Below are 25,883 nucleotides of genomic sequence, written 5' to 3' on the forward strand. Positions count from 1 at the left end.
AAAAAGAGTCATTTTCCTGTCACGTGCCTCGCCGGACGGCCTCAGGCGCGGGCGCGCCAGTCGTCGAGAGCCACTGGCCTGTCGGGGATTTCGACACGGAACATGGTGCCGGGACCCGGCTTTTCCACAAGGGCGATTGTTCCACCATGGGCGATCACAAGTTCCCGGGCAATCGCAAGACCGAGGCCCGTGCCGCCGGAACGCGCCGAACCACGGAAGGCAGTGAAGAGGTTCTCCCGCGCCTTGCGCGGCATGCCGGGGCCCGTGTCGTCGATGACGATGGCCACGACCGATCCGGTTCGCTGGGCGGATACGGTGATGCGCCGGACATGCTCCGGATCATCAGGCGTGAAGGTGGCCAGCGCCTGGATGGCGTTGCGGCAGATGTTGTGAATGACGCGGAAGAGTTGCTCGCTATCGGCATCGACCTCGATGTCGACGCCGACGTTGTCGATGAATTCGATACCCGCCTCGTGGCTCAGATGCAGGAGATCCCGAACCTCCTGACAGACTTCAGACAAAAGGAAGCGGCGACGGCGCGGCTCGGCTTCCGAGGTCTGGCCATAGGAGAGAACCTCGCTGGTATAGCCGACGGCGCGATCGATGGTGCGCAAGAGCTTGGGGGCGAAGCTTTTCACCAGGGGATCGTCGACATCGACCAGACGGTCGGACATCAGCTGGGCCGAGGCCAGGATGTTGCGCATGTCGTGATTGATCTTGGAGACGGCGAGACCGAGGTCAGCGAGCGTCTTCTGCTGCCGCAGCGTCTTCTGCAATTGGTCCTGCATCCGTGAAAGATGACGCCCAGCAACCGCGATCTCGTCATTTCCGACGGTCGGCGGCAACACGCGCGTGGGATCTTCGGGATTTTCCGCGAACACCTGCATGCTTCGGGCCAGACGTCGCACCGGCATGATCATCACGCGATTGATCGCCAGGAACATCAGGACGGCAGCGATAACGGAAATAATCAAGGAGATGAAGAGGATGTTTCGGGCATAGCCGAGCATGGCCGTGCGCAGCGGCGCTTCGTCCATGACGATCTCGACAGTCACGTCACTGCCTTCCGCGATGGGCCCGTAGACGCGCAACAGGCGGTCGCCGCCGAAGATCAGCGTGTAGAAGGCGTCGCGGATCGATCCGAGCTCCGAGTAATCCGAGAGGTCGAAGGCGGCATCCACTTCGCTCGGCATCTCGGTCACGGCAAGCAGGCGCGAGGTGCCGTCCTTGCGAAGCACGATGGCCTTCGTTCCCGTGGTCGTCAGCGTATCTTCCTGAACACCACGGGGCAGCTCCAGCGGCTGGAGTCCATCGATCACCACTCCAGCAGCAGCGGCTGTGTTCAGCCGATCCTGCAGCCAGCGCTGGCGCATCGTGGCAACGGACGGTGCAAAGATCAGGATCTCAGCCAGCATTACGAAGGCGATTGTCAGCCACAGGAGCTTGCCGGATAGTCCCCTGATGCGGGACGGCATGGCATACCCCCCGGAGAGGTCGGCCTGCAGATGATTGTCCTGCCGGTCGAGCATCGGCCCTCATTCCTTATCGTTCCGGCCTGCCCAATTATGGCGCCGTCCGGCACGACTTCACGTCAGTGTGAAGCTGTCTTCTCATGCGTATCACGCGCAAGCCGCGAAGGAACATGAAAGTTTGGTCATGTTCTTTGCGTGGTCACCAGTATAAACGATGGAGCCGGCGTGGCGGATGTGTGGCGAGACGCGGTTTTTTCGCCTTTATTCGCAAGATAGAGGCTAAAAAGCCGCGTGATTGACTCCTGTGCGCCCTGACACTATAAGCCGCGCACGTTCGGATACAGGCGCCCGGCGGCGCTCACCCGTGCGACGAACCAAAACGCTGTTGCAATTTGCACATCCAAGAAGGGCCGCACACCGCGGTATTAAATAAATGTCGAAGCGTACTTTCCAACCTTCCAAGCTTGTTCGCAAGCGCCGCCACGGTTTCCGTGCGCGTATGGCCACCAAGGGCGGCCGTCAGGTCCTCAACGCACGCCGCGCTCGCGGTCGCGCGAAGCTCTCGGCCTAAGGCCGGATGAGCCCGACGAGACTGACGGGCCCATGACGTCCACGGACTCCAAGACATCTGTTGGCCGGCTCAAGAGCCGGCCTCAGTTTCTCGCCGTCAGGCACGGCGAAGCGCGCAAGGGTCGCACCTTCCTTCTGGAGGTTCTCGACCGCAAGGATGACGCGCGGCCCCGCGTGGGCTTCACAGTCACCAAGAAACACGGCAATGCAGTGGAACGTAACCGCATGCGGCGCAGGCTGAAAGAAGCCGTGCGACTGAATGCGGCGTTTGCAATGCAGCCGGGACACGACTATGTCATTGTCGCCCGGCGCGAGGTACTCGATGTACCTTTCGATCAATTGTCCCGGCAATTGATCCTGCGCATCGAAAACCGCCAGACGAATAACTCCCGGTCGAACAAGACCGCTCCCAGGAAAGAGTGATGCAGAACAACCGCAACTATTTCATCGCGATTGCCTTATCGGTGGTGATCGTCCTCGCCTGGCAGTTCTTCTATATGAACCCGCGTATCGAGGCCCAGCGTCAGGCTCAGGAGGCGCAGATCGCCCAGCAGCAGGCGCAGGCCGAGCAGCAGGCGACGAGCCCTGCAGCCACGGTTGACGGTAGCTTGCCAGCGGGTGCGGCCGCCAATCCGGAAGCAAGCCGCGATGCCGCCGTGGCCCGGACGGCCCGCGTCGAGATCGACACCCAGGATCTCGTCGGCTCCATCAATCTCACCGGTGCCCGCTTCGACGATCTGAAGCTGCGACAGTACCGCGAGACCGTCGATCCGACGAGCCCGATCGTTACCCTGTTCAATCCTGCCGAAACACGGGACGGCTATTTTGCCGAACTCGGGTTTATCGCCGGCGAAAATGCCGGTTCCGTTCCGGGCCCCAACACCGTCTGGACGGCACCCGAAGGCGCAAAGCTGACCGAGGCGACACCTCTTACGCTGACCTTCACCAACGAAGCCGGCCTCACCTTTACCCGCACGATCGCCGTCGACGAACATTACATGTTCACCATCGAAGACCAGATCGTGAACAATGGCGCTGCGTCCGCAAGCCTTGCGCCCTATGGCCGCGTGACCCGCTACAACAAGCCGTCCACGCCTTCGATCTTCGTTCTGCATGAAGGTTTCCTCGGCGTCGTCGGCACCGAGGGCAGCCTGGCGGAATACGACTATACGGATGTAGAGGAAGACGCCGTTGCCAATGCCAAGGCCACCGGTGGCTGGCTCGGCATCACGGACAAGTACTGGGCCACGTCGCTCATTCCGCAGCAGACCCTGCCTTACGAATCGCGCTTCTCCTACTTCACCGACGGTCAGGCCCGCTTCCAGGCCGATTACAAGAACGATGCCGTCAGCATTCCGGCCGGCCAGAGCACCTCGGTCAAGACCCTCTTGTTTGCCGGTGCCAAGCAGGTTCCGGTCATCGACAGCTACCAGGAAAGCCTTGGTATTCCGAAGTTTGATCTGATGATCGACTGGGGCTGGTTCTACTTCATCACCAAGCCAATGTTCCACCTGATGGACTACTTCTTCCATCTCGTCGGTAATTTCGGCGTGGCCATCCTGCTCACCACCATCGTCGTCAAGCTGTTGTTCTTCCCGCTCGCCAACAAGCAGTACGCCTCCATGGCCAACATGAAGCGTGTCCAGCCGAAGCTCGAAGAACTGAAGACCAAGTATGCCGACGACCGCATGGGCCTGCAGCAGGCGATGATGGCGCTCTACAAGGAAGAGAAGATCAATCCGGTTGCCGGCTGCTGGCCGGTACTCCTGCAGATCCCGGTCTTCTTCGCGCTCTACAAGGTCATCTACGTCACCATCGAAATGCGCCACGCGCCGTTCTTCGGCTGGATCCAGGATCTCTCCGCTCCCGATCCGACGAGCTTGTTCAACCTGTTCGGTCTGCTGCCCTTCACGCCGCCGCTCTTCCTGATGATCGGCGTCTGGCCGCTCATCATGGGCGTCACCATGTGGGTCCAGATGCGCATGAACCCGACGCCGCCGGATCCGACCCAGGCGATGCTGTTCAACTGGATGCCCGTTGTCTTCACCTTCATGCTCGGCACCTTCCCCGCCGGCCTGGTGATCTACTGGGCGTGGAACAACACGCTGTCGATTCTGCAGCAGGCCTTGATCATGAAGCGCCACGGCGTGGAGATCGAGCTGTTCAAGAACATCGCCAACATGTTCCGGCGGAAACCGGCCCAGACCAAGTGACGATCAAAAGCCCCGGCCATGCCGGGGCTTTTTCTATGGTGATCGAGATTTAATCCCATGTCCGACTCCTCCGCCACACAACGTTCCTGGCTCGGCATTGCTCTCGTTGCCGGCTCGGCGGTCGCGTGGAGCTATGGCGGAGCGATCCAGCGTTTCATCGGCGTGGAGGATGGCTGGACGATCGTGTTCTGGCGCTGCCTGTTCGCTGGCCTTTTTCTCCTTGCCTTCATGCTGATCCGTGATCGGATCGATGGCACGATACGCCTGTTCCGCGCCATGGGCTGGCCGGGCTTCTGCATCGCCGTCGGTTTTGCCCTTGTCTCGACCTTCTTCGTGCTTGCCGTCACCATGACACCGGTGGCCAATGTCGTGCTGTTCATGGCATCCATCCCGCTGTTTGCAGCCCTTCTCGCGCGCGTCGTACTGGGGGAACCGATCACGCCGGTCACCTGGGGCGCCATCGCAGCCGTCATCCTCGGTGTGGGCATCATGGTCTCGGCCTCGATCGGTGACGGCGGCTCGATCCTCGGGCTGACGCTGGCCGCCGCCATTCCGGCGATCTTCGCCTGCATGACGGTGCTGACCCGCCGCTATCCCGGCATCCGCATGACGCCGGCTGCCTGTGGCGGATCCTTCATCGCCTGCGCCATTGCTGCAAGCCAGGCCGGCGCCTTCGCCGTCGGCTTCCACGACCTCGCTTTGCTCTTCTGCTTCGGCGCCCTCAATCTCGGGCTCGGCATGGCGCTTTACGTCACCGGTGCCCGGATGATCCCCTCGGCACTCGCGGCGTTGCTCGGTACCGCCGAGATGATCCTTGCGCCAGTCTGGATGGTGATCCTGCACGACGAGATCCCGTCGGGGCGCACGATCATCGGCGGCGCGCTCGTCATGGCCGCCCTCTTCACCTATGTCATAAGCCACGCGCGGCAGGCGTTGCGGCCCGTTCCGACCTCTGCTGCTTGACTTTCCGGGCCAAAACCCGGATCTGTCCCGCTTACGAAAGGCCATCCCATGACCGAGACACACGACAAACCCGACCAGCCGCTTTTCGGCCGCCCCTGGATCTTCATCCGCGGCGTGCCGTCGATGGAATTCCTGCCGCCGGAAGGCCCGCTCGAAGTGGCCTTTGCCGGGCGCTCGAATGTCGGCAAGTCGTCGCTGATCAATGCGCTCGTCGGCCAGAAGGGTCTGGCACGCACGTCGAACACACCCGGTCGCACGCAGGAGCTCAACTACTTCGTGCCCGACGGCTACTCCGGCGGCGCCGGAGACCTGCCGCCGATGGCGCTCGTCGACATGCCCGGCTACGGCTATGCCCAGGCGCCGAAGGAACACGTCGATGCCTGGACGAAGCTGGTTTTCGATTATCTTCGGGGTCGCGCGACGCTGAAGCGCGTCTATGTGCTGATCGACAGCCGCCATGGTCTGAAGAAGAACGACGAGGAAGTGCTTGGCCTGCTCGACAAGGCGGCCGTCTCCTACCAGATCGTGCTCACCAAGACCGACAAGATCAAGGCTCCCGCCGTGCCGAAGCTGATCGCGGAAACGCAGGAAAAGATCAAGAAGCGGCCTGCCGCCTTCCCGGGCGTTCTCTCGACATCATCTGAAAAAGGTGATGGCCTCGACCAATTGCGCGGGGCAATCAGCGAGGCCATCGGTCGGAGCCTTTGACGCTCAGGCTCCGATCAGGTCGACCCTATCAGGCGGAGATCGGGCCGAACCGTCGTTCCTTACATCTTCGGCAGGATCACCGTGTCGACGACATGGATGACGCCGTTCGACTGCTTGACGTCGGCGATCGTGACGGTTGAGACGCCGCCATTCTCGTCGGTCAGAGTGACCTTGCCGTCCGCTGCCTTGCCCTTCAGCACGCAGCCGCCGACGGTTGCGACATCGGCTTCACCGCCATTGTCGGAGATCATCTTGACGAGGGCTTCGGACATCACGTCAGCTGCCACCACGTGGCAGGTCAGAACCTTGGTGAGCTGTTCCTTGTTCTCCGGCTTAAGCAGCGTGTCGACAGTGCCGGCCGGCAGTTTGGCGAAGGCATCATTGGTCGGTGCGAAGACGGTGAACGGACCGGCGCCCGACAGGGTTTCAACAAGACCGGCTGCCTGGACGGCGGCAACGAGCGTCGTGTGATCCTTCGAATTGACGGCGTTTTCGACGATGTTCTTGGTCTCGAGCATTTCACCACCGCCGACCATCGGATTGGCGGCATAGGCTGCGGCAGCGCCTGCCAGGATGGCTGCGGAGAATGCGAGCGGGCGAAGAGCGGTCTTGAACATTACGGTTTCCTCTTATCCTTGGTGTTCACGATCGTGTCCCTGCGGTTCGGGCGGGACATCGGGGGCGTTCCTCAGCGGGAACATCACCAAGGACGGCGCGTTGTCCAAAGAAGTTTCAGGCGGCCCGCCAAAATCGGCCGCCTGAAAATAATCCATTGAATTCATGAGGGAATTTCTTCGTCAGGGACGAACTTCGCCGAGCGCCACGACAGGCCCGGTGGCTTTTCCAGTTGGCGATCCACCGAAAGGCTCAAGACTGACGGCCAGCACGACACCCTCCGTCAGGCGCGCGCGCAGCGCCTCGGGAACGTCGAGTTCGCCTTGCCCGGTCTGCGGCAGCACGCCGAGCGATATCGGCGCCTGTTCACCCTCGACGAGCCAAAGTTCGAGCGACTTCTCATCTGAACCACCGCTTGCGACGGGCGTGACAGCGAGGCGGCCCGAGTTCCCGTCGTAGCGTGCATGCAGGGCAATCGCCTGGTTCTCGCCAGCAAGTTCGGCGGTCAGAGCGGCCTGCGGCATTGGACGCATGCGTTCTGCATAATCGAGCCCGAACACCAGACCGAGTGCCGCAATGGAAGCAAAGCTCAGGCCGCGCCAGAGCACCAGTGAATTCCACAGGCTGCCCTTTACCGCCGCGACCGCGGCAGGAGACGCAAACAGCCGATCCTCGATCTTCGAAAACAGCTGATCCGGCGGTGAGGCCTCGGCGTAATCGTCGTTGAACTGGGTGAGGTTCTCTTCCCAGCGCTTGACCATGGCGGCGAACTGCCGGTCGTGGCGCAGACGTGCGTCCACCTTCTGGCGCTCGGCTCCACTCAGGACGCCCAGGACGTATTCGCCCGCAAGAACTTCGTCCCGCGACCGGTCTCCCTTGCTTTGGTCAGGCGTGCTCATCCATGCACTCTCTCAGTTTCAAAAGGCTGCGCCGCAGCCAAGTACGCATCGTGTTCAAGGGAACGGCGAAATGGTCGGCCAGTTCCTGATAGGACAGTCCTTCCACATAGGCCTGGCGAACGGCGAGCGCCCGATCAGGATCCAATGCCTCCAGGCATGTGTCAATGCGGCCACCCTCGGATCGGAGCATCGCATGCTGCTCCGGATCCGGCGCGAGATCCGCCAGATCGATCGCCGCCTCTATGTCTTCCCCCTGCGGTCGACGCGCCCGAAGACGATCAATGCAGTGGTAGCGGACGATGGCGCAGAGCCATGGATAGGCATTGTCGCCGTCGCCCGTATAGCTGCCGGCCTTGTGCCAGATCTTGACGAACACGTCCTGGAGCGCCTCTTCGGCCTCTCCCCTGTCTTTGAGCATACGGATGCAGATAGCGAAAAGTTTCGCCGAAATACGACCATAGAGCAAGGAGAAGGCGCTCCGGTCCCGCAGGGCTACCCGGGCCAGCAATCCGCCGATGTCGTCGCGTTCCATAGAGCCCCCTCACCCAGTGGCCTTGATATAGCACGACATCTTCGGTGGACAATGCGACGAGAAGAAGAAGCATGTCACGTGCCGCTTATATTGTGGCTCGATTATTCCCTACAGGCGACACATGCGCTAAAAGGCCGCCATCCAATGCGAGGTTTCCCATGACATCGACCGAAAGCGAAATGCAGGCCCGCCTTCTCGTCCAGGCCCTGCCCTTCATGCAGCGCTACGAGAACAAGACGATCGTCGTCAAATATGGCGGCCATGCCATGGGCAATCCCGAGCTCGGCAAGGCGTTTGCAGCCGATATTGCGCTTCTGAAGCAGTCCGGCGTCAACCCGATCGTCGTGCATGGCGGCGGTCCGCAGATCGGCGCGATGCTTGCCCGTATGGGCATCGAATCACGCTTCGAGAACGGCCTTCGCGTCACCGACCAGAAGACCGTCGAGATCGTCGAGATGGTGCTGGCCGGCTCGATCAACAAGGAAATCGTCGCCCTCATCAACCAGACCGGAGAATGGGCGATCGGGCTCTGCGGCAAGGACGGCAATATGGTCTTTGCCGAAAAGGCGCAGAAGAAGGTGCGTGATCCCGACAGCAATATCGAGCGCGTGCTCGATCTCGGCTTCGTCGGTGATGTCGTCGAAGTCGACCGCACCCTGCTCGATCTTCTGGCCCGCTCCGAGATGATCCCGGTCATCGCGCCTGTTGCTCCCGGCCGCGACGGCGCGACCTACAACATCAACGCCGATACCTTTGCCGGTGCGATTGCCGGTGCCCTCAATGCCTCGCGCCTGCTCTTCCTCACCGACGTTCCCGGCGTGCTCGACAAGGACGGCAAGCTGATCAAGGAACTCTCGGTCGCCGAAGCCCATGCGCTGATCAAGGACGGCACGATCTCGGGCGGCATGATCCCGAAGGTCGAGACCTGCATCGAGGCCATCCAGGCCGGCGTGCAGGGCGTCGTCATCCTCAACGGCAAGACCGCCCATTCCGTATTGCTCGAGCTCTTCACCGAGACGGGTGCAGGCACGCTGCTCGTTCCCTGACTCGGATCTCAACGCTGCCGGTCACTCGATCGGCAGCGGACGCTCCAGCTTCTCGCTTCCCGGCGTCACTGTGCGCATCGAGGCAACCGCGATCAGCACGATCGCATAGGCGACGAAGTTGTAGATCAGGCCGAGGCTCAGGCCTTCGGCATAAACCTGCTGTCCAGACATCCCCGCGGCAGCATTCCTCGCCAGATCCGAGAAGAAGATCTCGCTGACGATCGCGATCCCCAATGCGCTTCCCACCTGCTGGATCGCCTGAAGCGCCCCCGATCCGCCACCGGCATCCTGCGGCGGCACCCCGGCCAGCACGAGTTGGAACATCGGCGCAATCGCAATGCCCATGCCAAGGCCGCTGAGCAGGAACCAGGGCAGGAGCGCCATGCGGTCAATGCTGTCCCCTACAGTCTGGATCTCGCTCCGCAACAGCCCCATGCCGATCACCACCATGACGACACCGACGACCACACGGATGCGCGGCGCAATACTGCCAAGGCGGCCTGAAATCAACGAAGCGATGAAGATTCCAACGGAGAAGGGCACGGTGGTCATGCCCGACTGCAGCGGGGTGAGACCATAACCCTGCTGCAGGAACATCGCAAAAATCAGAAAGAAGCCGGGCAGCGTCGAGAAGAAGGTCGCAGTCATCAGCGAGCCGATGACATAGTTGCGGTTTTTCATCAGCGCCACGGGTAAAAGTTCCGGTGCCTTGATGCGGTGCTGGCGACGCTCCCAGAAGCTGAAGACCACGCCAAAGGGAATGGCCATCGCGACCATCACGAAGCACCAAAGGGGCCAGCCGAAACCGCGTCCCTCGATCAGCGGGAAGATGATGCAAAAGATCGTCAGGGCAGCCAGAATGATGCCGACGAAATCGTTCTTCAGGCCGGGCTTGGGCGGAAGTGCCGGGATCAGACGCCAGCCGAGCAGGATGGTCATGATCCCGACTGGAATGTTGATGAGAAAAATCGGCCGCCAGCCAAGCCCGAGTACATCGAGACTGATCAGCCACCCGCCGAGGATGGGCCCGGACACCGAAGCGAGGCCGGCGCTGAGGCCGAACAAGGAGAAGGCCGCAGCCCGCTCTTTCGGCGGGAACATCATCTGGGCAATCGCCAGCACCTGAGGCGTCATCACCGCAGCCCCCGCGCCCTGCAGCAAGCGTGCGACGACCAGCCAGCCGATGTCAGGCGCCAGGCCGCACAGCAGCGAGGCGATAGTGAAGGCCGCCACACCGACGAGAAAAACCTGCTTTTTGCCCCGGACATCGCCGAGCCGGCCAAACGGCAAAAGCCCGAGCGCGAAGACGAGCACATAGCCGGCCACCACCCATTCGATCTGGCTCGAGGTCGCGCCAAGCTCCGACTGAAGGCTCGGCAGCGCGACATTGACGATGGTGACATCAAGCAGGTTCATGAAGTTCGCCAGCATCATGACCGCCAGAGCCGTCCAGCGCTTGGGGTATGGATGCGACGCGTCGGCGCTGATCGTTGGTGACGCGGGTGTCTTGGTGTGCACTTTTGTCTCCCCGCCCTCGGCGCGCTTGTGCCGTACGGTGTATCGCGCAGCGGGATGGGTCGCAACGGGGCAAGTGTGTCCACTATGCCGAGGTGGGCGTGGGGTCCCATCTCCCCCTTGGTGGGGAAAGCGATTTCGATGAATTAGGCCAGTGCAAATGGCCTAAACATCAGAAATCGCAAGTGAGCGGGTCCGTGATGTCGTGGCAACGGAACCGATCCCGTCACCAACAAAATCTGAGGTTTAGCCCTGATCGGGCCAGGCCCTCGATTTTGTAACCTCTCCCACAAGGGGGGAGAGGGGTATCGCCCCTCACACCAGCACCAGCAACAAAACCCCGAACACAATCAGCACGCATCCCGCAATCTCCAGCCTGTTGATCCTCTCCTTGAAGAACAGCACCGACGACGCAAAGGTGAACAGCATCTCGACCTGGGCGAGCGCCTTGACCACCGCCACCTGCTGCAGCGTCATGGCCGTGAACCAGCCGAAGGAGGCCGTGGCGCCAACGAAACCGACGAGGGCGCTGACCTTCCAGGCAGCGCGGACGCGGGTCAGCTCTGTCCGATCACGCCAAGCCATCCAAAGAAACATCGACAGGGTTTGGATCGTGATGACGACGCAAAGCGTGTAGCCGGCCTGCACCATGGCATCCGGCGCGGGCAGGCTCGGGGCCAGTGACAGTGAGGCGGTACGGTAGGCGATCGCGGAGACGCCGAAGAAGAAACCGGAGGCGAGGCCGATCAGTGCCGTGCGGCTTCCAACCGAGGTGACGAGGCTCATGGGCGTGAAGGCCGTACGCGCCACGGAAATCAGCATGACACCAAGGATCGAGACGAGGATTGCGGCGGCCGTGCCCAAGCCGATCGTCTCTCCGAACAGAAGAAGCGCCAGCAAAGCCGCTTGCGCGGGTTCGGTGCGCGAATAGGCGGTACCGACGGCGAAGTTTCGGAACGAAAAGAGGTGCACGAGCAGGAAGGTGGCGGTGATCTGCGCGAGCGCCCCGATGACCGCCCAGATCGCAAAGGTCAGCCCCGGCACCGGCAGCGGACGGTCGAGGCCAAGATGCAGGATGGCGAGATAGAGGAAGGCGAAGGGCAGGCCGAAGCCAAAGCGGACGAAGGTGGCACCTGTTGTGCCCATCCGGCCTTTAAGGTGTTTTTGCAGCGTCGAGCGCAGGTTTTGCAGGAAGGCGCTGCCAGCCGTGATGAGGGCCCAAAGTTCCATGGGAGAGCGTCCAGAAGAGCCGCAGCGCAGGGATGTCGGCTTGCGGTAGGAAATCGGAAAGGGGGGAGGTCTTACCTGAGCTTACGCCTCAGGTCCTGCGGCTCACGCCTGACGCTGGCGAATCGTACCGGCGCTGACCGGATGAAAACGCGCGGGCAGGCGCTTGCGGTCCTGCAGGACCACGACCCGCTCCATTGCAGAAATCGCCATCTTCTTTCCCATCTTTTCCAGATAGCACTTCCCGAAGCGGCGACCAATGCTAATTAGAGGCAATGCGCCTGATGTCGTCAGGCCTTTCGCACTGCCCAAGAGGACCTGATGAACACGCCAGCCAAGATCCCCTCGCCCGCCGATTTTTCCCATGTGCGCGACTGGGTCTTCGACCTCGACAACACGCTCTATCCGCATCACATCAACCTCTTCGCGCAGATCGATACGAACATGACCGCCTTCGTGTCCGAGCTTTTGCAGTTGGAGCCGGCCGAGGCGAAGCTTCTGCAGAAGCGCTACTACCACGAACACGGGACGACGCTTGCCGGGCTGATGCTGCATCACAAGGTTGATCCGAACGCGTTTCTCGAGAGGGCGCATGCGATCGACTATTCGGCGCTTCTCCCCGACGAGGTCCTGGGGTCTGCGATCAAGCAGCTGCCGGGCCGCAAATTCATCTTCACCAACGGCACGGTTGCGCATGCGGAAGCGGCGGCCCGGGCACTCGGCATCCTCGACCATTTCGACGACATCTTCGACATTGTCGCTGCCGATTACGTACCGAAGCCGGCAGGCGCGACCTACGACAAGTTTGCGAGCCTCAACCGCATCGACACGAAACATGCCGCGATGTTCGAAGACCTGCCGCGCAATCTGATGGTGCCAAAGGCACTCGGCATGAAGACGGTGCTGCTCGTGCCCCGTAATCTCGACACCGCGATCCTTGAGACCTGGGAGCGGGTCGAGCATATCGATGCCGATATCGTCGACTACCTCACTGACGATCTCACCAGCTTCCTGCAGCGGCTGCTCTCCGATGCAGCGTGAGCACAAGCTTACGAAAGTTTCATGCAGCTTACCGAGAGTTAAGTAGGGCCTGAGCCTTGCCGCCGTTACGGTTATCCCATCGAAGCAGACACTCGAAAGGATATCCCAATGAACGGCAAGACCCTGACGCTGGCCGCCGTGGCAGCCTCCCTCCTGATCGGCACGACCGCCGGCGGCGCCTTTGCGCAGGACCGCGGCGAGCGCCGTGGCGGTCCGGAAGTGATGTTCGTGCAGATGCTGCAGCAGCACGACACCAACAAGGACGGCAAGATCAGCAAGGAAGAAGCGACGGCTGCGGGCAACGCAATGTTCACCGCCATCGATGCCGACAAGGACGGCGTGCTCATCCCTGGCGAGATGCGCCAGCATCGGGAAGCGATGCGCGAAGAGCACAAGGCGGCCCGGGAAGCCATGCGGGCCGAGCGCCAGGCGGAACGCGAAGCCGCCAAGGCCGATGCGCCCACCCCACCCCCGGGTGGCGCACCGCAGGAGCAGGCCATGAACGGCCCCGGCCCCGGTCGGGATGGCCGAGGCCATGACGGCAAAGGACATGAAGGTAAGCGCCATGGCTGGCACAACGAGCGCGCCGATCGCGGCGGGGATCGCGGTGGCCGAGACGGCATGCGCGGCGAGGGCCGGATGATGCGGGTGGCCGATACCGACGAGAACGGCCAGATCAGCCAGGCGGAAGCGACCGCCATGGCCGACCGGATGTTCACCCGGATGGACCGTAACAATGACGGCGTCATCAGCGCCGAAGATATGCCGAAGCGGCCGGTCATGATGCGCTGATTGCGCGATCACATCACCAAATCAACTGACGGCGGCCCCTCATGGGGCCGCTTCGTCGTTCAGATCATAGAAATCAGCGATGATCTTCCAGGCCTCTTCGGCCGTTTCGGCGAACTGGAAAAGCTCTAGATCGTCAGGGGCGATCGTGCCGAAGGCGGCGAGCGCCTCGAAGTTGATGATGTCCTCCCAGAAGGCGCGGGAGAAAAGGATCAGCGGGATCGGCGCCATACGCTTGGTCTGAATGAGCGTGATCGTCTCGAAAAATTCGTCCAGCGTGCCGAAGCCGCCTGGAAAGATGGTGATCGCCTTGGCACGCATCAGGAAATGCATCTTGCGGATGGCGAAATAGTGGAAGTTGAAGCTGAGCTCTGGCGTGACATAGGGGTTGGGCGCCTGTTCGTGCGGCAGGACGATGTTGAGGCCGATCGAGGGGGCGCCCACCTCCTGAGCCCCGCGATTGCCAGCTTCCATGACACCGGGGCCCCCGCCGGTCACGACCACATATTCCTGGTAGTCGCTGTGTTGTGCATGCTCAGAGCAGAGCTGAGCAAACTTGCGGGCTTCCTCATAATAGATCGAAGCGTCTTCCAGGTTCTTCTTCTGGATATCGTTCTTCGCCGCCCAGGCAGCTTCGCCGGGCGCGGGGATGCGCGCGCCGCCGAACATGACGACCGTCGACTTGATGTTTCGTTCGGTGAGGATCATTTCCGTCTTCAGCAATTCGAGCTGTAGACGCACCGGCCGAAGTTCCTCGCGGCAGAGGAATTCATCGTCGACATAGGCAAGCGTATAGGACGAAGACGCCGATTGCGGCGTGCGCGGAATGACTTCAGCCGTCTGCTTGTCGGTCGAGCTATCCTTCAGCGGATCCCAGGATCCGTCCTTGCGTCTGTGCTTGCCATTCTTCCACCGTGCCATGCCTCTTCCTTTCCAAAGCGCAGAGCTCCCACGGCTGTTTTCTTCCAGCCCTTTATGCGCTAGAGCTTTGCGCGAATTTTCGATCAGATCCTGATCGGTTCCATCCCCACGGTAGACAACGAAGTTTAAGGAATTCAGATGAGCGCCTCCGATCTCGCCCAGCTCGAACACGTCATCGAAGCGGCATTCGACAACCGCGATACGGTTTCGACCACCACCACGGGCGAGATCCGCGACGCGGTCGAAACAGCGCTCAACCTCCTGGACAGCGGCCAGGTTCGTGTCGCAGCCCGTGGCGAAGACGGGACATGGACCGTGCATCAGTGGCTGAAGAAGGCCGTGCTCCTCTCCTTCCGTCTGAACGACATGGAAGTCGTGAAGGGCGGTCCGGGTGCTTCCACCTGGTGGGACAAGGTGCCGTCGAAGTTCGAAGGCTGGGGCGAAAGCGAATTCCGCTCGGCCGGCTTCCGCGCCGTACCGAACGCCGTTGTCCGCCGCTCGGCTTACGTGTCCAAGGGCGTCGTCCTGATGCCGTCCTTCGTCAATCTCGGCGCCTATGTCGGTGAAAACACCATGGTTGACACCTGGGCGACGGTCGGCTCCTGCGCCCAGATCGGCGCCAACGTGCATCTGTCCGGCGGCGTCGGCATCGGCGGCGTGCTTGAGCCGTTGCAGGCCGGCCCGACGATCATCGAGGACAATTGCTTCATCGGTGCCCGCTCGGAAGTCGTTGAAGGCTGCATCATCCGCGAAGGCTCGGTTCTCGGCATGGGCGTTTACATCGGCAAGTCGACCAAGATCGTCGACCGAGCCACCGGCGAAGTGATGTATGGCGAAGTGCCGCCCTATTCCGTCGTCGTTGCCGGCTCCATGCCCTCGGGCAATGCGGTCATGGCAAACGGCTTGGCCGCGCCGCATCTCTACTGCGCCGTCATCGTCAAGCGCGTCGATGAAAAGACCCGCTCGAAGACCGGCATCAACGAATTGCTGCGCGACTAAAGCGGATGTCCGGGCCGGGGCGAGAGACGACGGTCGGCTGGGCGCTCTTCCTTTGGGACGGGCGCATCGGCCGGCGCATCTTCATCCTCGGCACCCTTTTCTGGATGATGACGAACGCGGCCGTGATCGCGTTCGTCACGGGCCAATCAGACGAGCAGGTCGCACCCGGCTTCCTCTCGCTCTTCCTCGCCTCTGCTTCCCTCTCCCTCCTGTCGTTGCTGATGCTCGGCACCAAGAGGCTGCACGATATCGGCATGCCGGGCGTGGTGGCGGCGCTCCTGATCATGCCTGCGTTCTCACTGATCATCTTCTTCGCGCTCTGCGTCTGGCCCTCGGTCGAGGATGACAACCGCTATGGACCGGGTCCTGATATGCGTTCGACCTGAGCGGGGCGCGTGGTGGGTGACAGGCTCCGGCGGATCGGCTAAGTCTGCCTTATCTTCTCAAGGCACCGACGGCCGGGCTGAACCGGCACTCGGTCAATCCCGTAAAAGTTTTCATGACCGCTACCAATCCCGTCGATATCCTCCAGGCCCTTATCCGCTGCCCGTCCGTCACGCCCGCCGAAGGCGGCGCGCTTGATGTGCTGGAAGGCCTCCTTTCGCCTCTCGGCTTCAAGGTCGATCGTATGGTCGCAAGCGACGAGGGCACGCCTGATATCGAGAACCTCTATGCCCGGGCCGGATCTGATGGACCGCATCTGATGTTTGCCGGCCATAGCGATGTCGTGCCCGTTGGTGCCGAGACCGACTGGAGCGCTGGCCCGTTCTCGGGCGACGTTCGTGACGGAATGCTCTATGGCCGTGGCGCTGTTGATATGAAGGGCGGGATCGCCTGCTTCATCGCGGCTTATGCGCGGCTGGTCGAAGCCGGCAAGCTGCCGAAGGGCTCGGTCTCGCTGCTGATCACCGGCGACGAGGAAGGACCCGCCGTCAACGGCACGGTGAAGTTGCTCGAATGGGCGGCGACGCGTGGCGAGCGCTGGGACGCCTGCCTGGTCGGTGAGCCGACCAATCCCGATGCACTCGGCGACATGATCAAGATCGGCCGGCGGGGCTCGGTTTCGGGCACCGTTACGGTGAAGGGCGTGCAGGGTCACGCGGCCTATCCGCATCTCGCCGACAATCCGGTGCGCGGGGCGCTGTCGCTGGCGAAAAGCCTGATGTACCCGGCCTTCGATCAGGGCACGGAAAACTTCCAACCGTCCAACCTCGAAGTGACCACCATCGATGTCGGCAATGCGGCAACGAATGTCATCCCGGCATCCGCTCGCTTCAAGTTCAACATCCGCTTCAACGATCTGTGGACCGCCGACAGCGTCAAGGCCGAGATCATTCGCCGACTCGAAGCTGCGGCTGTGGATCCCGAGCTTCGCCCGGATCGCGCTGCGATCGGCTACGATATCGTCTGGTCGGAGCGTCCGAGCCATGTTTTCCTGACGCGCAACAACGCGCTGATCGCCTCGCTGTCGGGTGCAATCGAGACGGTAACGGGCAAGACGCCGAAGCTCTCGACCACCGGCGGCACATCGGATGCCCGGTTCATCAAGGATTATTGCCCGGTGGTCGAATTCGGCCTTGTCGGGCAGACCATGCACATGGTCGACGAAAGGGTTGCCGTTTCGGATCTGGAAACGCTCACCGTGATCTACCAGACCTTCATCGAACAGTGGTTCGCCCATGCCGACGCTTAAAGAGGTCGAGTTCTATCTCAGGGGCCTCTGGCTGCTGTTCAAGCAGGATCCGTCAGGCTTTTCCTATCTCGACCTGACCGACCGCGGCGCGATGCGCTCTTTCTGGGCCGTGCTCTGGGCGCTGCCCGCGATCCTGATCTCGTTTGCCTGGTGGCGGCTGCTCTATCTGCAGGGCCTGCCGGAGGGGACGGAGACAGGCGCCCTGTTCTTCTTCCGCCTGGCGCTGGTCGAGGCCTCCAACTGGCTGTTTCCGCTGATATTGCTTGGCATTCTCTGCTGGATGGTCGGGATCGGCGAGAAATACGCATCGATGGTCGTGGCGATCAACTGGCTTGCTCTGCCGGTATCCTATTCCTACGGCCTTCTGGTCCTGTTGATGATGTTCCTGCCCGGCCTGGCAGGCCTCGTGGCACTGTTGTGGTTTCTGCTGATGATCACCGTCATCGCGGCGCTCTTCCGCATCATACGCATGATCGTCGGCGACCAGTTGCTGATGGTCTCAACCATCGTTCTGATCCTGCTCGTGCCCGCCATGATCATTGCCGAGGTGCTGGAACGCTATCTCGGTGTCTATCCGGGTTGAGCCTTGAGCCTCAGCCGCTGAACGGCTCGTCGCCGGGATAGTCCACAGCCATGAAGAACAGTCCTTCCGGTGGCGCGACCGGCCCGCAGGCTGCACGATCACGGGCTTCGAGTGCAGCGCGCACATCGGCCGGTGTCATCTTGCCCTCGCCGGCAAGCTTCAAGGTGCCGGCGAAAGACCGGATCTGATTGTGCAGGAAGCTCTGGGCCGTGGCGCGGATCTCGATGAGATTGTCGGAGCGCGTGACATCCAGGCGATCCAGCGTGCGGACTGGGCTCTTCGCCTGGCAATGGGCAGAGCGGAAGGTGGTGAAGTCGTGGTGACCGACAAGCTGCTGCGCCGCCGCATGCATCGCCTCGTGATCGAGCGGCTTCGGCACCCACCAGGCACGCTTGTCCTCCAGCGCCAGACGCGCCGGGCGGGTGATGATCCGGTAGAGATAATGCCGGCGAAGCGCCGAGAAGCGGGCGTCGAACTCATCAGGTACGGCCTGCACGTCGATTACCGCGACCTGTTCCGACGCCATGGCCAGATGAGCGTTCAGCGCGTTGCGCAGCTTGTGCGGCTCCCAGGCGCGGGAAAGATCTGCATGGATGACCTGGCCCATGGCATGGACACCGGAATCGGTACGACCTGCGCCCCGGATCACGACAGTCTCGCTGGTCAAAGACAGGATCGCTTGTTCGAGGGCGGTCTGAATGGAGTGGCCGTTGTCCTGGCGCTGCCAGCCGACATAGGCCGAGCCATCATATTCGACGGTCATCCGGAAGCGGGGCATCAGGCGATCACCTTGCCCTTAGGCAACGGGGTGCCACGCAGGAAGTCTTCGGCGTTCAGTGCCTTGCCGCCGGCCTTCTGGAGGCGGACGAGGCTGATTGCGCCCGTACCGCAAGCGATCGTCAGGTGCTCGTCAAGGGCCGTGCCGGCAGCCGCCAACACTTTATCCTTCTCGGCGAGATGCGAGGCGAGGAGCTTGACGCGTTCGGGCTTGCCATTGACCTCGATCTCGGTCCAGGCGCCCGGGAAGGGCGAGAGGCCGCGGATATGGTTGTGGACCTCAGTTGCCGAACGGGCGAAGTCGACGCGGGTCTCTGCCTTGTCGATCTTTGCCGCGTAGAGCACACCGTCTTCGGCCTGGGAGACGGTTACGAGTGTTCCAGCTTCCAGCCCCGCCATTGCCTCGACCATGGCTTCGGCGCCGGCTAAGCTCAGAGCGTCGTGCAGTTCGCCGGCGGTCATGTCGGGACCGATCGCAACCTTGCGTGTGAGTGCTACGGGGCCCGTGTCGAGGCCCTTGTCCATTTTCATCACCATCATCCCGGTCTCGGCATCGCCGGCCATGATGGCGCGCTGGATGGGGGCAGCCCCTCGCCAGCGCGGCAGCAGGGAGGCATGGCCGTTATAGGCGCCGAGACGCGTGCCGTTGAGGATCGCCTCCGGCAACAGCAAGCCATAGGCAACGACCACCGCGACATCGGCCTCAAGCGCGACAAAGGCATCACGGTCGGCCGGATCGCGGAAATTCAGGGGGTGGCGGACTTCGATGCCGAGGTCTTCGGCCGCCTGATGCACCGGCGACTTCTGCAGGTCCAGGCCACGGCGACCGCCCGGACGGGGCGGTTGCGAGTAAGCGGCGACGATCTCGTGGCCTGCCGCATGCAAGGCTTTCAGGGTCGCGACGGAAAAGTCCGGCGTGCCCATGAAGATGATGCGAAGTGCCATTCGGTCAGCCTTCAAGCGCGGGTTAAACTACGCCCAGAGCATTTCCGGCGGAAACGGAGCGCCGTCAATGCTCTATCATTTTGTTTATACGCAATTCCGGACGCAAAACCGCTTCGCACTTTTGCTGGATTTGCTCGATATCAGATCTTCTGACGGGCGGCCTTGGTGAACCTCTTGATCACCATCTCACGCTTCAGGCGGGAGATGTGGTCGATGAAGAGCACGCCGTTCAAATGGTCGATTTCATGCTGAAGGCAAGTGGCGAGCAGGCCGTCGGCCTCGGTCACCGTCTCCTTGCCGTCCCGGCCGAGCGACTTCACCGTGATCGAGGCCGGACGTTCAACCTCGGCGTAATAGTCCGGGATCGACAGGCAGCCTTCCTCGTAGACCGAGCGTTCGTCCGAACTCTTGACGATCTCCGGATTGATGTAGACGAGCGGCGCCGGCTCTTCGCCTTCCTTGGCGAGATCGATCACCAGCAAACGGCGCGGCACGCCGACCTGGATCGCCGCAAGGCCGATGCCCGGCGCTTCGTACATGGTTTCGAGCATGTCATCGATCAACTGCTCGAGCTCGGCATCGACGCGCTCGATGGGCGCGGATACCTGACGCAGCAGGGGATCGGGCAGGATGATGAGAGGCTTGATGGTCATGGCCTCCCTTAGCGCAACTTCCCCACGGAGGAAACGGAAAAAACGCTTCCGTTTCTCCGATTCTGAGCCGGATCAGGTGACCCGTCGTTCCATCATGCGACGCCCCTGCGGGGCTGCGTCGGCACGGGTGCGGATCTGAGACAACTGCTCGACGAGACCGGCGACCTCGGCCCGCAGGCGGCGCGTCTCGTCCGACGTGCGCTCGACCATGTCGCTGTTCTCGTGGGTCAGGAGATCCATGTTGCGGGTCGCCTGGTTCACTTCATTGAGGCCGATCGCCTGGTCCTTGGCCGCGGTCGCGATGTCGGAGACGAAGGTGTCGATCGCATCGATGCGCGTGATGATGTCGGTCAGGGCTTCACCGGTGCCAGTAACGAGACCGACGCCTTCCTTCACCTGGGCGGAGCTCTGGGAAATCAGCTGCTTGATTTCCTTCGCCGCATCGGCTGAGCGCTGGGCAAGCTGGCGGACTTCCTGGGCGACCACGGCAAAACCCTTGCCAGCATCGCCAGCGCGTGCTGCTTCGACGCCGGCGTTCAGCGCGAGCAGATTGGTCTGGAAGGCAATTTCATCGATCACGCCGATGATCTTGGAGATCTCGGTGGAGGACTTTTCGATCGCATCCATGGCGGAGACCGCTTTCGACACGACCGTACCTGACGTCTTCGCCTGCTGCTGCGTATCGCGCACTTCCTGCGAGGCACGTTCGGCATTGGCGGCCGTCTGACTGACGCTGACGGACAGCTGCTGCAAGGCGGTGGAGCTTTCCTGCACGCCGCTGGCCTGGCGGGTCGTGCGGCTCGCCAGTTCGCTTGAGGCGTGAGCGATCGCATCGGTTCCGCTCAGAATGCCTTCCGAGGCGCGGCGGATCGCGGCAAAGGAAACGTTCAGGCGATCGACCGTGTCGTTGTAATGCCCTGCCATCTCCTTGAAGTTCTCAGGCAGGTCCGTGGTCATGCGGGCTTCGAAGTCACCTTGGGCCAGCGATTCCAGGCCACGACGCAGATGCTCCATGGCGATCGCCTGATCGGCCTCAAAACGGGCACGCTCTTCCTCGAGCGCCCGGCGCCGGCTTTCCAGCTCTTCCAGGTAGACGGAAATCGAATAGTCCATGTCAAGCATGGCGGCCTTGACCACCGCGCGCATCTTGTCGGCGAGCGAGGCGGCATGCTGTTTGCCGAACGGGAAAGGCCAGTGCTTGACCAGGATGCCGGCCAGAAGTTCGCCAACCAGCATCGAATAGCCGCCGATATACCAGCGTGGCTCGAGCCCGATACGGGCATGGGCCTTGCCGACCGCCGTGACCCCGCGCACGTAGTTTTCATCGAAGTTGCCACTGGCGACCTTGTCCCAATGGCCGATCTGGGCGCTCTTTGCGCCATTCATATGGGCGCCATCGCGGAAATGCGCGGCGGTCTTCCCGGTCTTTGAAACCTTGGCGTAAAACTTGTCCAATGCCCCGCCCAGGACCTCCTTGATCGAAGGCCGAAGCTCGGCGAGCGTGTTGCGCGTCTTCTGATCGATCTCCAGGAATTCAAGACGTTCGGTGAGGTCGTTCTGAGTGTTCGAGGTCATGATGTGACGAAGACTTTCGGTTTGGCTGGTATCAGTCAGAACTGCCACGGTTTGCTGAACAGTTTCTAAACAGTCGCGCGGTTTCCGCGCGACCGTGACGGGCAAGGGCCGGATTACGAGGCCATGCGGTAGTTGCTACCCGGGTTCGACGTCTGCATGCGGCTTCCGCTCGTCTTGAAACCTTGCAGCGCCTGGACGAGGCGCCCGGCCTCTTCCATCAGCGTCGCGGTCTGGGCCGAGCTTTCCTCGACCATGGCGGCGTTGCGCTGGGTGATCTGATCCATCGACTGAACTGACGTGTTGACCTCGCGCAGGCCGCCGGACTGGTCGGCTGCGGCAAGCGCGATCTTGCCGACGATGTCGTTGATCTCGCCGATGCGGACGATGATCTTGCCGAGTGCATCGCCAGCATTGTTGACGAGGCCGACACCAGCTTCGACCTGTGTCGAGCTCTGCGAGATCAGGTTCTTGATCTCGCGGGCGGCGTTGGCGCAACGCTGCGCAAGCTCACGAACTTCCTGCGCGACGACCGCGAAGCCACGCCCGGCCTCACCCGCACGGGCAGCCTCCACGCCGGCGTTCAGCGCCAGAAGGTTGGTCTGGAAGGCAATCTCGTCGATGACGCCGATGATCTTGGAAATCTCGTCGGAGGATTTCTCGATGGCCCCCATGGCGGTGACAGCGCGGGAGACAACCTCTTCGGAGACGCGGGCTTCCGTCAAGGCAGCACCGACGACCGTGGCAGCCTCCTTCGCGCCATCGGCGGTCAAGGTGACATTCTGGGTCAGCTCGTGCAGCGCGGCAGTGCTTTCCTCGAGACCCGCCGCCTGCTGCTCGGTGCGCTGTGCGAGATCATCGGTGGCATCGGAAATCGCAGTCGTCGACTTGAAGATTTCGTCGGCAGAATGGCGCACGGTCGTAATCGTCGCGCGCAGGGCATCGACCGACGCATTGTAGTCCTCGGCCATCTGCGCGAAATTGGCCGGCAGATCGTTCGGCAGCCGGGCTTCAAGATCGCCGGCAGACAGCTTGCCGAGTGCGCCGCGCAGGGCTGCGAGCGCCGTCGCCTGCTCGGCTTCCGCCTTCAGCCGGGCGTCTTCCGCAGCCTGACGCTGCTCGGCCAGGATCGCCAGATAGACGGAGATGGAATAGTCCATGTCGAGCAAGGCAGCCTTGACGACGACGGAGATCTCGTCAGCGAGCTGCTCGGAATTGCGCCGACCGAAACGGCTCGGCCAACGTTCGCGAACGACCGCATGCACGAGTTGCTCGAGAACGAGCGCATAACCACCGATATACCAGCGTGGCTCGAGGCCAATGCGCGCATGGGCCTTGCCGACCTTGGTGACACCCTCGACATAGCTGTCCGTATAGTCTGCGGTGCCGACGATGCCCCAGTGTTCTTCCTGACGCTTCTTGGCACCCTTGATATGATCGTCGTTGCGAAAGAAAGCGGCGGTCTCTGGAACCTTGCGGATCTTGTCGTAGAAGATCTCGAGTGCACCGCCGATGTTCTTGCGGATCAGCGGTCCAAGTCTTCGCAGAGTTTCCCTGCCCTTGTCGTCCAATCCCAGGAAGCGAAGACGGTTCTTCAGATCTGCATTTTCGGTTTGCGACGCCATGGCCGGTACTTCACTCTTCTGGTTCACAAAAACATCAGCGATTGCTGATAAGCGATCTTCAGAGAATTCTAAAATGGTAAATGTTCAGTTGTCGGGGGAGAGCATATTTTTGCCTTCACGAGCGTATCGCGGTCGCACTGAACGAAAAACGTCCAGATTTCCGGGGAAGGATTGATTATCGTCACATACTGAAGGCGCGTATTTTTTCGCTATAGCAACCTGTGACTTCCCGGCAAGGGAGACGTCCGTTCACTCTTTGATCTGTTTTCGCGGTCCGAATCAGCTATCATCACGCGCATGACACTTCTCGACATTCCGGCAGTGACCATCGGCTCAGTCACCCTTCAGCCCGCGTTCCTCCTCGGCCTCGTGGCTCTTCTGTTTTTCCTGCCCCTCGTCTTGATCGTCATCGCGACGATGCGGGCCGCACGTCTGCGCGCCGAATTGCGGGAAGAGACTGCACGGCGGGACGAAGCTGCGGAAGCGCGGCTTGCAGAACTGCTGAAGGCCCAGGCCGAAATGCAGGGACGGCTTGCAACCATGGCCGAAGTGTTCGGCAGCCGCCAGGCCGAGCTCAATCAGTCGATCAGCCAACGGCTTGATGGCATGACGCATCGGTTAGGCACGACGATCACCGAGCAGACCAAGTCGACGCATGACAATCTGCGCACGCTGCAGGAGCGACTGGCGGTAATCGATGCCGCGCAGAACAACATCCAGTCGCTGGCCAAGGATGTCGTCGGCCTTCAGGCGATCCTGTCCAACAAGCAGACGCGCGGCGCCTTCGGCCAGTCGCGCATGGAGACGATCGTCGCCGACGGACTGCCGATGGGCGCCTATGCGTTCCAGACGACACTTTCCAACGGCTCGCGTCCCGACTGCACCATCCGGATGCCGAACAATTCGCCGCCACTGGTGGTGGATGCGAAGTTCCCACTCGAAGCCTGGAACGTGATCCGGGAGACGGAAAATCCGGAACAGAAGAAGGCTGCCTCGCAGCAGTTCCGCCGGGATATGGAGGTGCATATCCGCGACATCTCGGAGAAGTACCTGATCCCCGGCGAGACCCAGGATATGGCCTTCCTGTTCGTGCCGTCGGAATCGATCTTCGCTGAGATCCACGAGAACTTCGAAGGCGTTGTGCAGAAAGCGCACCGGCAGAAGGTGGTGATCGTGTCGCCATCGCTGCTGATGCTGTCCATCCAGGTGATTCAGGCCGTACTGAAGGACCAGCGCATGCGTGAACAGGCGCACCTGATCCAGGGCGAAGTCATCCGATTGATGGAGGACCTTGGACGTCTGGACGACCGGACGCGAAAGCTTCAGAGCCATTTCCTCGCGGCCCAGAAGGATGTCGAGATGATCATCACCTCCTCGGACAAGCTGGCAAAACGCGGCGCCAAGATCGAAGCCATGGAATTCGAAACACCCGGCGGACGAGAGGATGGCGACGATGCGCCCAGCCGCGCCGTCGAGAGCCGCACGGGTCTACTCAAGCTCAGGGTTGTTGACGAGGACTGAGACCCGGTCCAAAAGAGCGCGACAGCCTAGAGCATTCAGGGAGGCACCGCGCTCATGATCACCGTCTTCGGCTCCATCAACATGGACCTCGTTGCCACCACGCCCAGGCTGCCAAAGCCGGGTGAAACGGTCGCCGGGACGGGATTTGCAACGGCAGCGGGCGGCAAGGGTGCAAATCAGGCGCTGGCAGCCCGGCGCGCCGGGGCCGAGGTGCGCATGGTCGGTGCCGTTGGGCGCGACGAGTTCGCAGGCCCGGCGCTTGATCTTCTCGACAAGGCAGGCGCAAACCTTTCGGCCGTTGCCCGCGTCGATGGCCCGACCGGTACCGCGCTTATCCTGGTGGGTGGCGACGGCGAGAACATGATCGCCGTCGTGCCCGCCGCCAATGGCACCGTCAGCGCTGCGCAGGCCGAGAGCGCTGTAGAGGGTATGCAGGACGGCGATATCCTGATGGTGCAGCAGGAGGTGCCGGCAGGCTCCGTCGAGGCTGCGCTGAAGAGCGCGAAAGCCCGGGGCGTCCGGACGGTGCTGAACATCGCACCCCTCATCCCGGAGACAGAAGACCTGGCGGCGCTTGCGGATATCGTCATCGCCAACGAGACCGAATTCGAACGGCTGGTCGGCCGTGAAAACCTGACAGGCGAAGAGCGGGAGCAGATCCTCCTCGACATGCATGGCAAGACCGGTCAGATCCTGATCGTCACCCTCGGCGCCGATGGCGTGATTGCTGCCGAAGGTGGTACTCTGCACCGGACCAAGGGCCTGAAGATCGTGCCGGTCGATACCGTCGGCGCAGGAGATACCTTCTGCGGCTATCTTGCCGCGAGCCTGGATGCTGGTCTTGCTTTCGGCGATGCACTGCGCCGCGCCGCCGTCGCCGGATCGCTTGCCTGCCTCAAGGCCGGCGCCCAGCCGTCGATCCCCGTGGCCGCCGATGTGACGGCCTCGCTTTGATACTTAATCAGGCCGCTTAAGTCTGATTTATTGCCCGTTAAGCAATGGAA

General features: G+C 61.9%; 26 protein-coding genes. 14 read left to right on the top strand and 12 right to left on the bottom strand.

Translation table 11 applies throughout. The features are described 5' to 3' along the window. Positions 1-41: 41 nt before the first annotated feature. A complete protein-coding gene (locus tag IP85_RS07775) occupies positions 42-1,475 on the bottom strand; it encodes a HAMP domain-containing sensor histidine kinase (RefSeq protein WP_245280832.1) in 1,434 nt (477 codons plus the stop codon). 430 nt (positions 1,476-1,905) lie between these two features. Here IP85_RS07775 and rpmH point away from each other — a divergent pair, with 430 nt between their 5' ends. The 5 genes from rpmH to yihA are packed head-to-tail and all read left to right on the top strand — an operon-like array spanning position 1,906 to position 5,926. After that, the gene (gene rpmH / locus IP85_RS07780) at positions 1,906-2,043 is read left to right on the top strand and encodes a 50S ribosomal protein L34 (RefSeq protein WP_006727993.1); all 138 of its coding nucleotides are present in this window, start codon (positions 1,906-1,908) and stop codon (positions 2,041-2,043) included. Positions 2,044-2,075: 32 nt separating this feature from the next. Further along, positions 2,076-2,465: a ribonuclease P protein component gene (gene rnpA, locus IP85_RS07785; protein ID WP_054149105.1), complete on the top strand. Its 390-nt coding sequence runs from the start codon at positions 2,076-2,078 to the stop codon at positions 2,463-2,465. Beyond that, positions 2,462-4,255, top strand: coding sequence for a membrane protein insertase YidC (yidC, locus tag IP85_RS07790; protein WP_054149106.1), 1,794 nt, complete (start codon positions 2,462-2,464; stop codon positions 4,253-4,255). Before rnpA ends, yidC begins: the two co-directional genes overlap by 4 nt. Before the next feature lie 57 nt (positions 4,256-4,312). Beyond that, positions 4,313-5,218, top strand: a complete 906-nt coding sequence (locus tag IP85_RS07795; protein WP_054149107.1) for a DMT family transporter — start codon at positions 4,313-4,315, stop codon at positions 5,216-5,218. 48 nt (positions 5,219-5,266) lie between these two features. Next, positions 5,267-5,926, top strand: coding sequence for a ribosome biogenesis GTP-binding protein YihA/YsxC (gene yihA, locus IP85_RS07800; RefSeq protein ID WP_054149108.1), 660 nt, complete (start codon positions 5,267-5,269; stop codon positions 5,924-5,926). 59 nt (positions 5,927-5,985) lie between these two features. Here the strand turns inward: yihA and IP85_RS07805 are convergent, their stop codons facing one another. The 3 genes from IP85_RS07805 to IP85_RS07815 form a co-directional block, all read right to left on the bottom strand. Continuing rightward, on the bottom strand, positions 5,986-6,543 hold the full coding sequence (locus IP85_RS07805; RefSeq protein WP_054149109.1) for a fasciclin domain-containing protein: 558 nt from the start codon (positions 6,541-6,543) through the stop codon (positions 5,986-5,988). A gap of 180 nt (positions 6,544-6,723) precedes the next feature. Further along, the gene (locus tag IP85_RS07810; protein WP_054149110.1) at positions 6,724-7,440 is read right to left on the bottom strand and encodes an anti-sigma factor; all 717 of its coding nucleotides are present in this window, start codon (positions 7,438-7,440) and stop codon (positions 6,724-6,726) included. Beyond that, the gene (locus IP85_RS07815) at positions 7,427-7,972 is read right to left on the bottom strand and encodes a sigma-70 family RNA polymerase sigma factor (RefSeq protein WP_054149111.1); all 546 of its coding nucleotides are present in this window, start codon (positions 7,970-7,972) and stop codon (positions 7,427-7,429) included. The genes IP85_RS07810 and IP85_RS07815 overlap by 14 nt, the downstream gene beginning before the upstream one ends. Positions 7,973-8,130: 158 nt before the next feature. On the opposite strand from IP85_RS07815, the gene argB reads away from it, so the two are divergent. Next, positions 8,131-9,018 (top strand): acetylglutamate kinase, encoded by an 888-nt coding sequence (argB, locus tag IP85_RS07820; protein ID WP_054149112.1) that lies wholly within the window; start codon positions 8,131-8,133, stop codon positions 9,016-9,018. A 21-nt stretch (positions 9,019-9,039) separates the two neighbouring features. On the opposite strand, the gene IP85_RS07825 is transcribed toward argB, so the two are convergent. Both IP85_RS07825 and IP85_RS07830 read right to left on the bottom strand, forming a co-directional pair. Continuing rightward, on the bottom strand, positions 9,040-10,536 hold the full coding sequence (locus IP85_RS07825) for an MFS transporter (RefSeq protein WP_054149113.1): 1,497 nt from the start codon (positions 10,534-10,536) through the stop codon (positions 9,040-9,042). A gap of 312 nt (positions 10,537-10,848) precedes the next feature. After that, a complete protein-coding gene (locus IP85_RS07830) occupies positions 10,849-11,763 on the bottom strand; it encodes an EamA family transporter (protein ID WP_054149114.1) in 915 nt (304 codons plus the stop codon). 318 nt (positions 11,764-12,081) lie between these two features. Here IP85_RS07830 and IP85_RS07835 point away from each other — a divergent pair, with 318 nt between their 5' ends. Beyond that, entirely contained in the window at positions 12,082-12,801 is a 720-nt protein-coding gene (locus tag IP85_RS07835; RefSeq protein ID WP_054149115.1) for a pyrimidine 5'-nucleotidase, read from the top strand. Positions 12,802-12,909: 108 nt separating this feature from the next. Then, complete coding sequence (locus tag IP85_RS07840; RefSeq protein ID WP_054149116.1) at positions 12,910-13,593, top strand: calcium-binding protein; 684 nt, start codon at positions 12,910-12,912, stop codon at positions 13,591-13,593. Between the two features lie 39 nt (positions 13,594-13,632). Here IP85_RS07840 and IP85_RS07845 read toward each other — a convergent pair whose 3' ends face one another. After that, entirely contained in the window at positions 13,633-14,511 is an 879-nt protein-coding gene (locus IP85_RS07845; RefSeq protein WP_054149117.1) for an LOG family protein, read from the bottom strand. 138 nt (positions 14,512-14,649) lie between these two features. On the opposite strand from IP85_RS07845, the gene dapD reads away from it, so the two are divergent. The 4 genes from dapD to IP85_RS07865 all read left to right on the top strand — a co-directional run bounded on the left by dapD (position 14,650) and on the right by IP85_RS07865 (position 17,786). Continuing rightward, positions 14,650-15,510: a 2,3,4,5-tetrahydropyridine-2,6-dicarboxylate N-succinyltransferase gene (gene dapD / locus IP85_RS07850; RefSeq protein WP_054149118.1), complete on the top strand. Its 861-nt coding sequence runs from the start codon at positions 14,650-14,652 to the stop codon at positions 15,508-15,510. A gap of 5 nt (positions 15,511-15,515) precedes the next feature. Then, positions 15,516-15,896 carry a DUF805 domain-containing protein gene (locus tag IP85_RS07855; RefSeq protein ID WP_054149119.1) on the top strand — a complete coding sequence of 127 codons (381 nt, stop codon included), beginning with the start codon at positions 15,516-15,518 and terminating at the stop codon, positions 15,894-15,896. Positions 15,897-16,009: 113 nt separating this feature from the next. Further along, positions 16,010-17,203 carry a succinyl-diaminopimelate desuccinylase gene (gene dapE / locus IP85_RS07860; RefSeq protein WP_054149120.1) on the top strand — a complete coding sequence of 398 codons (1,194 nt, stop codon included), beginning with the start codon at positions 16,010-16,012 and terminating at the stop codon, positions 17,201-17,203. Then, on the top strand, positions 17,190-17,786 hold the full coding sequence (locus IP85_RS07865; protein ID WP_054149121.1) for a hypothetical protein: 597 nt from the start codon (positions 17,190-17,192) through the stop codon (positions 17,784-17,786). Before dapE ends, IP85_RS07865 begins: the two co-directional genes overlap by 14 nt. 10 nt (positions 17,787-17,796) lie before the next feature. Here IP85_RS07865 and truA read toward each other — a convergent pair whose 3' ends face one another. From truA to IP85_RS07890, 5 genes are all read right to left on the bottom strand, one after another. Beyond that, the gene (truA, locus tag IP85_RS07870) at positions 17,797-18,564 is read right to left on the bottom strand and encodes a tRNA pseudouridine(38-40) synthase TruA (protein WP_054149122.1); all 768 of its coding nucleotides are present in this window, start codon (positions 18,562-18,564) and stop codon (positions 17,797-17,799) included. Beyond that, entirely contained in the window at positions 18,564-19,508 is a 945-nt protein-coding gene (fmt, locus tag IP85_RS07875; RefSeq protein ID WP_054149123.1) for a methionyl-tRNA formyltransferase, read from the bottom strand. The genes truA and fmt overlap by 1 nt, the downstream gene beginning before the upstream one ends. Positions 19,509-19,648: 140 nt before the next feature. Beyond that, a complete protein-coding gene (gene def / locus IP85_RS07880) occupies positions 19,649-20,161 on the bottom strand; it encodes a peptide deformylase (RefSeq protein WP_054149124.1) in 513 nt (170 codons plus the stop codon). A 72-nt stretch (positions 20,162-20,233) separates the two neighbouring features. Beyond that, positions 20,234-21,736 (bottom strand): globin-coupled sensor protein, encoded by a 1,503-nt coding sequence (locus tag IP85_RS07885; RefSeq protein ID WP_054149125.1) that lies wholly within the window; start codon positions 21,734-21,736, stop codon positions 20,234-20,236. A gap of 113 nt (positions 21,737-21,849) precedes the next feature. Then, positions 21,850-23,358, bottom strand: coding sequence for a globin-coupled sensor protein (locus IP85_RS07890; RefSeq protein ID WP_054149126.1), 1,509 nt, complete (start codon positions 23,356-23,358; stop codon positions 21,850-21,852). A 297-nt stretch (positions 23,359-23,655) separates the two neighbouring features. Here IP85_RS07890 and IP85_RS07895 point away from each other — a divergent pair, with 297 nt between their 5' ends. Next, positions 23,656-24,879 (top strand): DNA recombination protein RmuC, encoded by a 1,224-nt coding sequence (locus tag IP85_RS07895; protein ID WP_054149127.1) that lies wholly within the window; start codon positions 23,656-23,658, stop codon positions 24,877-24,879. A gap of 54 nt (positions 24,880-24,933) precedes the next feature. Next, positions 24,934-25,833, top strand: a complete 900-nt coding sequence (locus tag IP85_RS07900; RefSeq protein WP_054149128.1) for a ribokinase — start codon at positions 24,934-24,936, stop codon at positions 25,831-25,833. The last annotated feature ends 50 nt before the right edge of the window (positions 25,834-25,883 follow it).

It is taken from the genome of Rhizobium sp. AAP116 (assembly GCF_001295785.1).
Lineage (GTDB): Bacteria > Pseudomonadota > Alphaproteobacteria > Rhizobiales > Rhizobiaceae > Allorhizobium.